Raw genomic sequence first — 9,010 nt, forward strand, 5'->3', positions numbered from 1 at the left:
GCGCCCGCTCCTGCGCCCTCGGGCTCAGGCATTCAGGGCGCGATCAACACGGCGATGTCCAAAGTAGGCCCGCCCAACTACTACGCGTGGGGCGGCACGGGACCGACGGGCTTCGACTGCTCCGGCCTGGTCTGGTACTCATTCAGCGCGGCCGGCATCTGGGTGCCCCGCACGGCGACGGAGCAGTACAACTCCGCGCCGACCAAGGTCCCGCTCGCGAACGCGCGCCCCGGCGACCTCGTGGTGTTCGGCACGGCCGGGAACTTCTACCACATCGGCATCTACATCGGGAACGGGAAGATCGTCAACGCGCTCAACCCGTCGGACGGGATCACGGTGACGCCGCTCGCGTGGATGTCCGGCGTGTGGCCCATGGTCGCCCGGTACTAGCCCGGCACCTGAACGGTCACGTCTGCAGCATCGGCCCGAAGCTCGGACGGTCCGCGAGCCGATCGTCGTGGTGATCAGGCACCACCATGACGGGCCCCTTCGCGTGATGCAGAACGCCGTCGGTCGTCGAACCGAGCAGCATCCCCGCGAAGCCGCCGTATCCACGCGTGCCGAGCACGAGCAGGTCGACACCGCGGCTCACATCGACGAGCACGTCCACGGGCGCGCCATCGACGAGGCTCGTCTGGACCTCGAGGTCCGGGAAGTGGCTCTGGAGCCAGGCCGTCCCGGCCTTGAGCTGGGCCTGGATGTCCTTGAACAGCTGCTCGCGATCCACGGGCGCCGGCACCCACGCGAGGCTGCCGCTGAACTGCGGAACGGCGCAGATCACGCGCAACGGGACGCCGAGCAGCATCGCTTCCTCGGCGGCCACGAGCACCGCGACGCGCGCCTGCTCGGAGCCGTCGACGCCGACCGCGACGATATGCTCGACCGCCTTGGGGGCCTCCCTGGCCTCCTCGGCGCGCACCCGCTTGTCGTCGACGGACTCGCCGAGCCGCTGGGCGAACCGCAGCGGCACGGTCACGGTGGCGCACTTCGCGTGGGCCGGGAGGGCGCTGCTCACTGAACCGAGGAGCCGCCCCACGAAGCCGCCGCGGCCGCGCGAGCCGAACACGAGGAGCTCGGCGGTCTCGGAGAACTGCAGGAGCACGCCCGCAGCGTCCCCACTCTCAACCGAAGACGTCACGTCGAGGCCGTCGAACCGCTCGATCGAGTCGAGCGCCTCGCGCAGCACGGCCTTGGCGCCGTCCTGGATCACGGTGTCATCGATCGTCGAGTAGCCGCCGTCGAGCCCCGACGCGGCGAAGATCGGCACGCTGTACGCGGTGACGACGTGGAGCGGGCTTCTGCGCCGCTGGGCCTCCCGCGCGGCCCAGATGAGGGCGCACCTGCCGTGGTCCGAGCCGTCAACGCCGACGACGATGCCAGTCGGCAGCGGTGCGTCCTCGCCCTCACCCCGGCCGGACTCGCGCTCGGTCTGGTCTGCCATCTGAGTTCCTCCTCCTGGCGGTGGGAGCCTCACGGACCCCTTAAATGACAATGGTGGTCGGTTTACGGAGCGGGTCAAGTTCCGACGACGGCGGGCCGCACAACCGCCGAACGGGGCGCCGCGAGGGCACCCCCGGGACTCCTCTGCGCGGCGGATCATACCTTGTGAGAGGGGCCTACCGGTCATTGCCGAATGGGGGTAGTGTTCCCAGAAGTGCCGCCTACCGGGGGGTGGAGAACGCACTCACCCACACCATCCGCCGACCGGAGGAGAGTCGACCACGTGTCCACGCCGCCGCTGACCACTTCGGAGTCCACGACGGCCGTGGTGATCGGTACCGGCCTCTCGGGCCTCGCTGTCGCGGGCGAGCTGAGCCGGCACGGGGTGTCCACGGTGACGGTTGAGGGGCTCGAATCGGGGGCGCCCGCCACGGCCACAACGGCCCTCCGGGTCACGGATCTTGCCTCGGCGGAATCGGTCGAATACCTCGAGGTCATACGGCACCTTCGCAAGCACGCCGCGAGCCACAGCCTCGACGTCCGCGCGACCGTCCGCGCACAGCATCTCGCCCTCGTAGAGCAGCCCCACCCCGGTTCGCGGCTGCGCTGGGCCGTCCGGACGGAATCCGGCGTGATCTTCGCCGACGCGGTGGTCCTGACCCGCTGCGCGCACAACCAGCTGCGCCGCTTCCTCGCGGACCTCGGCTTCTCCCTCGGCGAGAAGCTCATGGAGGAGCTCGCGAGCATCGGGCTCTACCTCATCGGCGTCGCAGAGCTCTCGTCGCCGTCCACGCGCGAATTGCTGTGGCAGGCCAAGAACGTCGGCAGGGCCGTCGCGGAGGCCACAGGCGCCCCGCGCGCCGGCCATGGCACCCACGATGCGGTGCGCCCGCCGACCGGGCAGTTTGCGTCGCCGCTCCAGCCCGCGTAAGCCCCGACCCGCCTCACCACCGCGGGCGGCAGGGCGGGGCGCTTAGGCGCGGTCGCCGTCGTCGTCTGTTTCTTCCGCGCCTGAGCCGCGGTCGCGGCGCGCCAGAACCGCCCACGCGATGAGCAGCGCGACGCCCAAGACCCCGAACACGACGAAGGCCCACGGGAACGGCTCGCCCGGCGCCGCCGGCACCGCGGACGGGGTCTGGACGGTCCCCGGCGCGGACGTCTGAATGCCCGGGAGCGGGACGGGCGAGGCCGCGGCAACCGTAGGCCCTCCGAGGACGACGACGGCGAGCGCCACCGCTACCACGGCACCCCGCGCGAGCCTCAAGCTGGTCCCCTTCCCGGGAGTCTTCGGTCACAGCCGGACGTGATCAGCGCGATCATGGTTGCCTCCGGCACTACCATAGGCACGATATCCTGCGCCTACCCCGAGGGGATTCCCATGTCGACCACGACCGTGTCGACCAAAGCGTTCGACCGCTACTTCAAGATCACCGAGCGAGGCTCCAACATCGCGCGAGAGATCCGCGGCGGGCTGGCCACGTTCTTCGCCATGGGCTACATCGTGGTCCTCAACCCGCTCATCCTCTCCGGCGCGGACTCGGCCGGCAACACGCTCGGGATCCCGCGCGTCGCCGCCGCGACCGCGCTCGTGGCCGGCGTCCTCACGATCCTCATGGGCGTGTGGGCCAAGCATCCGTTTGCGCTCGCGACCGGGCTCGGCGTCAACGCGTTCGTCGCGGTGACCATTGCGACCCACCCCGGGGTGACGTGGCCGGACATGATGGGCCTCGTCCTCGTAGCGGGCGTCGTCATGTTCGTGCTCGTCCTCACGGGCTTCCGGACCGCGGTCTTCAAGGCCGTGCCTGAGGGGCTCAAGACGGCGATCGTCGTGGGCATCGGCGTGTTCATCACGCTCATCGGCCTCGTGGAGGCTGGCTTCGTGCGCCGCATCCCGGACTCGGCCGGCACGACCGTCCCGCTGGGCCTCGGCATCGACGGCCGGCTCATCGGCTGGCCGACACTCGTGTTCGTGGTGGGCCTCGTCCTGACGATCGCGCTCATGGTCCGCCGCGTGCGCGGCGCGATCCTCATCGGGATCATCGGCGCGACGATCCTCGCGAACGTCCTCGAGCTCGTGTTCCACATCGGGCCGTCGGTCGCGCCGGGCCAGAAGCCGAACCCCGCCGGATGGTCCCTCGTGGTGCCCGGCCTCGGCAATGTCCAGCCGATCGACCTGAGCCTCCTCGGCAAGGCCAACCCCGTCGGCGCGTTCAGCCACCTCGGGGTGCTCGCGGCGCTGCTCATGGCCTTCGTGATCCTGCTGAGCATCTTCTTCGACGCGATGGGCACGATGGTCGGTCTGGCCCGGGAGGCCGGGAACATCGACGAGAAGGGCAACATCCCGAACGTCGACCGCGTGCTGCTCGTCGACGCGTTCGGCGCGATCGCGGGCGGCGGCTCGTCGATCTCCTCGAATCAGATCTTCGTCGAGTCGGGCGCGGGGATCGGCGAGGGCGCCCGGACCGGACTCGCCTCCGTGGTCACGGGCATCATGCTCCTGCTCGCCATGTTCCTCACGCCCCTCATCAACCTCGTGCCGTTCGAGGCCGTGGCGCCCGCGCTCGTGGTGGTCGGCTTCCTCATGTTCCAACAGGTCGCGAAGATCGACTGGAAGGACGTCGGAATCGCGATCCCCGCGTTCCTCACGATCGTGCTCATGCCGTTCACGTACTCGATCGCGAACGGCCTCGGCGCGGGCTTCGTGAGCTACGTGATCGTGCGGACGTTCCAGGGCCGGGCCAAGGAAATCCACCCGCTCATGTGGGCCGTCGCGGCGGCGTTCCTCCTCTTCTTCGCCCTCGGGCCGATCGAGCAGGCGCTCGGGCTCTAACCGACCCGCTGTTCGGGAAGCAGATTATTAGAACATATTTATGATTCTAACCTTGTCCATCGAATTTAACTTCGATAGACTTGCTCCATGGGGGACTGGCGCAGCGAGATCGAGGATCTGCTCGGCCGCGGCATGTCCGGGCTAACACCTAGGGACATCGAAAACTTCGCGTCTCGGCTCGGACGTGGGCGTGCGGGCGAAGGCCAGTCCGGCGCCGAGGAGACCGGCCCCGGGCTGATCGACCGAATCGCCGTACTCGAGCGGCTGAAGGCCGCAGCAGCCGCCGAGCAGGTTCGAGCCGAAGCAGCGTTTGCCGAATTGTGTGCGGCTGGCGCGGATCCGCGCGCGGTGGCCCTTGAGGGAAAGACCGGGCGAAGCGCAGCGACGGTGCGGGAACGTTCCGCCGCCTCGCAGGTCGCACTCGCACGCGGCGTCTCGCCGTCGAAGGGCTCGCGGCTGCTCGCGGCGGCGAGGCGACTAGTGGAGGAGCTGCCCTACACGCTCACCGCCCTCGCTGCCGGGCGGCTCAACGAGGACCGCGCCGTCGCGGTAGCGGAGGGCGTCGAGGCACTCTCGCCAGCCGAACGCTCCCTTGCGGACGAGGACCTATGCGGGGATCCCCGCCGGCTTGAAGGCCTCGGCGATCGGGGCGTCCAAGACGCCGTGCGCGCGTGCGTCGACGCGATCGACGGCGGGGCCGCCCTCGCGCGCGTGCGTCACGCCGAGTCCCAGCGCCGCGTGACCCTCCGACGGCTGCCAGATTCCATGGCCCAGTTGACCGCCATCCTGCCCGTCGCCCAGGCGGCGGCCGTCGAGGGTGCCTTGCGGCAGGCCTCTGGCGCGGCGCGGGCTGTTGGGGATGATCGAACGTCCGGGCAGATCGCCGCAGACACGCTCGTCGAGAGGGTCACGGGGCAGGCACAGGCGGACGCCGTGCCGCTGCGCGTCGGGCTCGTCATGACCGATGCATCGCTCTTCGGTGGCGGCCGGGAGTCGGCCATACTGCAGGGGTATGGGACGATCACGGCTGCGCAGGCGCGTAACATGATCGCCGCGTCGGCCCGGGGACTCCCCGGCCAGTCGGGCGCTCGCGCGGCACCGGATGCTGTCGCCGCGGGCGGCCTCGACACGGCAGCGGACGCTTGCTCGGCGGCACGAGCGGGCGCGGCCGAGGTCGACACTCGTGCGGCGCCAGGCGTCGCGGCAGAGATGGGCACACGCGTCGCGGCAGAGATAGGTACACGCGCCGCCGCAGGTGGAGGCAGACGCCCCGCCGCAGCAGACGCAGACAGAAGCGCCGCCGCAGACGCAGACACACGCGCCGCCGCAGACGCAGACAGACGCCACGCCGCAGGCGCACGCACAAGCGCCGCCCCCGCAAACGCAGACAGACGCGCCGCCGCAGAAGTGGGCACCGGCGCAGCCGCGCTCGCTGGGGTATGGCTTCGGCGGCTGTTCCTCGATCCTTCGACGGGAGAGCTGGCGGCATTGGACTCGAAGTTGCGCCGCTTTCCGCGGGCACTCGCCGACTTCATCGAGATCCGCGATCAGAGGTGCCGGACTCCGTTCTGCGACGCGCCGATCCGGCACATCGATCATGTGGTTCCCGCGGTCGAGGGCGGGGATACCAGCGTTGAGAACGGTCAAGGGCTCTGTGAGGCATGCAACCACACCAAGGAGTCACCTGGATGGGATCAGGCCGTCGTTGGAGCCGACCCGTGCGACGGCACAGGTCCGCGCGGAGACATACTCACCGTCACCCCGACCGGCCACGAGTACTTCTCCCCGCCAGTCCACCTGCCAGGGTCGCTGCCCCTCATGAACCCTCGCCCGCTCCGAGTGGGATGACGGGTTCGCCTTCTGCCAACATGCGGGCGCTGACGCGCTGATCCAGGCCCCGCGAGCGCAGCCAGGCCCCGCGAGCGCTAACCCCGACCCCGCGAGCGCAAGCCGGGCCCCGCGAGCGCAGCCAGGCCCCGCGAGCGCAAGTCAGGCCCCGCGAGCGCTGATCCAAGCCGCGCGAAACCGCGTGTGCATCGTCTAGAGCAGGGCACTCGTCAACGGCGCGGCGCGCAGCCCACGCAGGGCCGCGACTCCGAAAACGACGGCGAGCGGGAGCGAGATCGCTGCGGCACTGAGCCACGCCCCCGTACCCTGCCAGCCCTGGACGGCGGCGTTGAGGGCTTGGAATCCCGTCGCGGCGGCTGCAAGCAGGAACGCCGAGCCCGCGAGGGCGGGCGCGAGGCCGGTCGGGAGCGGGGCCTCACGCGGCAGGAAGCGCCACACAAGGAGTAGAGCGAGCCCAAGCACGCCGAGCACCACGCGGTACTCGACGACCTCGCCCCAGTGGTGCTCGGCGGCCGCCTGCGCGCAGTCGAGCCCGGGGTAGGGCGCCTGCAGCACCGCGCAGCGGGCGGCGGTGTACGCGACGCCGGGCAGATCGCCGGACACGAAGCCCGCGCCCCAGATCCGGCCGAAGAGTTCGGAGAGGGCTCCGCTGAGTCCGACGGCAATCGCGCCGACCGCCGCGAGCCCGACGAGCGGACGCACGAACGCGCGCAACGGAAGCTGGCCGACGGCCCGGAGTGGTGTGCGCAGCGCTGGCGTCACGGTCCTGACCGGACCGAAGCGGCGGACCGCCTCGCGCTCCGCCTCCACCGGATCGAGGCCCTGCGCCAGCAGCCGGGAAGCGCACTCCCGCAGGTGAGTTTCCGTCTCCGCTAAGAGCCGCCGCGCGGCCCCCGGTTCGGCGTCCCGCGAGGCCACGAGAAGCTCGTCGAGGTAGGCGTCGATAGGCCCGTTGGGAGCTTCGGGTCCCACCGGCGCACCGGGCGCGTCCGGCCCACCCGGCGCGCTCACGACGCCGCCCCCAAGACCCCGCGGACCGCGGCCGCGAAGCCGTTCCATTCTTCCGCACGCCTCGCGAGCTCGGTCTGCCCCGCCGTGGTGAGCGAGTAGACGCGACGGCGGGCGCCGTCGTCGTCCGCCCAGCGGCTCGCGACCCTCCCGGCCGCCTCGAGCTTGTGCAGCGCGGGGTAGACCGACCCTTCCTGAAGGTCGAGCCGCGCCCCGCTGCGCTCGTGGATGCGCGCGATGAGCGCGTAGCCGTGCGCCTCGCCCGCTCCGAGCGAGGCGAGGAGCAGCAAGTCAAGCTGTCCGTTCACTCCACTTCGTCCCATACCTAGACAATCTAGGTAGTCGAGGCAGTTCTGGCAAGGGCTCGCGCTATTGGCCGCGCCGCCACGCGTCGAAGGCCTGGGCGCGGTCACGCTCCTTCATGACCTGCACCGCCCGTGCGAGCCTGTCCTCGCTGTCCGCGAGGGACGCCCCCGCGCGCTCGAACCGCTCGACGAGGCGCTCAAGACGGTCGAGATCGACCGACGGCACTTCGTTCTCAGTCATGGCCAATCCTCTCCCTCCTGCCCGGCGGGTCCCTCCTGCCTGGCGGGCGGACGATGCCCGCCGCCCTGCAGCCACTTTCGCACCGCGCGGCGGGGCGCGTCTTGGGTAGGAAGTACTCGACTTTCGCGGGGATGGGAGCGAGTACCGCCCTACGCGGCCGCGCTCCGCTTCCTCCGAAGCGGGGCCAAGGCCTCGCTCCACGCGATGACCTGCCCGAGCATGGCGTCGAGGCTGCGGACCGCGAAGTCGTCCGGGGCGAAGGTGCGGCGGTTCTCGAACTCGGTGGCGAACGGGAGGATCACTTGCGCGCGGACGTCCGCGAGCTGGAGCTCGCCCGCGATGAGCCTGAGCTGCTCGGCCGCGCGGACCCCGCCCGCCGAACCGTAGGAGACGAAGCCCACGGCCTTGTTGTTCCACTCGGAGTAGAGGTAATCGATCGCGTTCTTGAGCACGGCCGAGGTGCTGTGGTTGTACTCGGGCGTCACGAACACGAAGCCGTCGAAGGAGGCGATCCTCGCCGCCCACTGCTTGGTGTGCTCGTTCTGATACCGGCCCAACGACGGCGGGAACGGCTCGTCGAGCAGTGGCAGCGGGTGGTCCCGCAAGTCGACGAGTTCGAACTCCGCGTCGGGCCGCCGCGACGCCAGGTCCAGGACCCAGTGGGCCACCTGTTCCCCGTTCCGGTGTGGCCTGGTGCTTCCGAGGATGATGCCGATGCGCGTCATAGTTCCCCCCTCAAGGGACATGCCCAGCTTACCCACGGGGCTCCGAAGGCGTCAGAGGGCGGTGAGGCCGCCGTCCACGGTGAAGAGGCCGCCGGTGGCGTAGGCGGAGTCGTCGCTCGCGAGGTAGACCATGATGCCCTCGAGGTCCTCGGCGCGGCCCGCGCGGCCGAGCATGGTCGCGTCGACGAGCCCGGCGCGCTGCGTGGGATCCTCCGCGATGGTCCGCACGAGGGGCGTCTCGGTGTAGCCGGGCACGATCGTGTTCACGCGGATGCCCTCGGACGCGTAGTCCGCGGCGACCACGCGCGCGAGGCCGTGGACGCCGGCCTTCGAGCTCGTGTAGGCCGTGAACGTCTGGCCGCACGCGACGACGGCGGTGGGGCTTCCGGTGCAGATGATCGAGCCGCCGCGGCCGGCCATCGCGCGGACCGCGTGCTTGAGCGTGAGGAACGCGCCGCGCTGGTTGATGCGGACCGTCTTCTCCCAGACGTCGAGCTCGAGGTCGCCCACGCGGGCGTCGTGGCCGAAGAGCTGGACCCCGGCATTGGCGACGACGACGTCGAGCGGGCCTCGCGCGGTCGTCTCGGCGAAGGCGGCCTGGACGCTGGCCTCG

At 70.7% G+C, this 9,010-nt stretch carries 11 protein-coding genes; 4 read left to right on the plus strand and 7 right to left on the minus strand.

From position 1 onward, the window contains the following. Positions 1–390 (plus strand): C40 family peptidase (locus tag ACLN58_RS13220; protein WP_415855725.1); only part of this gene is annotated, 390 nt, incomplete at its 5' end. Between the two features lie 16 nt (positions 391–406). Here ACLN58_RS13220 and ACLN58_RS13225 read toward each other — a convergent pair. Beyond that, the gene (locus tag ACLN58_RS13225) at positions 407–1,441 is read right to left on the minus strand and encodes a universal stress protein (protein ID WP_415855726.1); all 1,035 of its coding nucleotides are present in this window, start codon (positions 1,439–1,441) and stop codon (positions 407–409) included. A gap of 282 nt (positions 1,442–1,723) precedes the next feature. On the opposite strand from ACLN58_RS13225, the gene ACLN58_RS13230 reads away from it, so the two are divergent. Beyond that, on the plus strand, positions 1,724–2,371 hold the full coding sequence (locus ACLN58_RS13230; RefSeq protein ID WP_415855727.1) for an FAD-binding protein: 648 nt from the start codon (positions 1,724–1,726) through the stop codon (positions 2,369–2,371). A 42-nt stretch (positions 2,372–2,413) separates the two neighbouring features. On the opposite strand, the gene ACLN58_RS13235 is transcribed toward ACLN58_RS13230, so the two are convergent. Next, a complete protein-coding gene (locus tag ACLN58_RS13235; RefSeq protein WP_415855728.1) occupies positions 2,414–2,704 on the minus strand; it encodes a hypothetical protein in 291 nt (96 codons plus the stop codon). A 114-nt stretch (positions 2,705–2,818) separates the two neighbouring features. Between ACLN58_RS13235 and ACLN58_RS13240 the strand changes: the two genes are divergently transcribed. Beyond that, positions 2,819–4,270 carry an NCS2 family permease gene (locus ACLN58_RS13240; protein ID WP_415855729.1) on the plus strand — a complete coding sequence of 484 codons (1,452 nt, stop codon included), beginning with the start codon at positions 2,819–2,821 and terminating at the stop codon, positions 4,268–4,270. Positions 4,271–4,357: 87 nt separating this feature from the next. Continuing rightward, complete coding sequence (locus ACLN58_RS13245) at positions 4,358–6,118, plus strand: DUF222 domain-containing protein (protein WP_415855730.1); 1,761 nt, start codon at positions 4,358–4,360, stop codon at positions 6,116–6,118. A 192-nt stretch (positions 6,119–6,310) separates the two neighbouring features. Here the strand turns inward: ACLN58_RS13245 and ACLN58_RS13250 are convergent, their stop codons facing one another. The 5 genes from ACLN58_RS13250 to ACLN58_RS13270 form a co-directional block, all read right to left on the minus strand. Further along, complete coding sequence (locus ACLN58_RS13250) at positions 6,311–7,129, minus strand: permease prefix domain 1-containing protein (protein WP_415855731.1); 819 nt, start codon at positions 7,127–7,129, stop codon at positions 6,311–6,313. Further along, on the minus strand, positions 7,126–7,434 hold the full coding sequence (locus ACLN58_RS13255; RefSeq protein WP_415855732.1) for a PadR family transcriptional regulator: 309 nt from the start codon (positions 7,432–7,434) through the stop codon (positions 7,126–7,128). Before ACLN58_RS13255 ends, ACLN58_RS13250 begins: the two co-directional genes overlap by 4 nt. A gap of 61 nt (positions 7,435–7,495) precedes the next feature. Then, positions 7,496–7,672: a hypothetical protein gene (locus ACLN58_RS13260; protein WP_415855733.1), complete on the minus strand. Its 177-nt coding sequence runs from the start codon at positions 7,670–7,672 to the stop codon at positions 7,496–7,498. Positions 7,673–7,821: 149 nt separating this feature from the next. After that, positions 7,822–8,397: an NADPH-dependent FMN reductase gene (locus ACLN58_RS13265; RefSeq protein WP_415855734.1), complete on the minus strand. Its 576-nt coding sequence runs from the start codon at positions 8,395–8,397 to the stop codon at positions 7,822–7,824. 51 nt (positions 8,398–8,448) lie between these two features. After that, on the minus strand, positions 8,449–9,010 hold a 562-nt coding region (locus ACLN58_RS13270), incomplete at its 5' end, for an SDR family NAD(P)-dependent oxidoreductase (RefSeq protein WP_415855735.1).

Source organism: Sinomonas sp. G460-2, from assembly GCF_047759905.1.
In the GTDB taxonomy this organism is placed as follows: Bacteria; Actinomycetota; Actinomycetes; order Actinomycetales; family Micrococcaceae; genus Sinomonas.

Excerpts from the sequence above, each read along its gene's own strand:
- ACLN58_RS13225 (WP_415855726.1), bottom strand. The coding sequence starts at position 1,441 with ATGGCAGACCAGACCGAGCGCGAGTCCGGCCGGGGTGAGGGCGAGGAC.
- ACLN58_RS13265 (WP_415855734.1), bottom strand. The coding sequence starts at position 8,397 with ATGACGCGCATCGGCATCATCCTCGGAAGCACCAGGCCACACCGGAAC.
- ACLN58_RS13240 (WP_415855729.1), top strand. The coding sequence starts at position 2,819 with ATGTCGACCACGACCGTGTCGACCAAAGCGTTCGACCGCTACTTCAAG.
- ACLN58_RS13260 (WP_415855733.1), bottom strand. The coding sequence starts at position 7,672 with ATGACTGAGAACGAAGTGCCGTCGGTCGATCTCGACCGTCTTGAGCGC.
- ACLN58_RS13245 (WP_415855730.1), top strand. The coding sequence starts at position 4,358 with ATGGGGGACTGGCGCAGCGAGATCGAGGATCTGCTCGGCCGCGGCATG.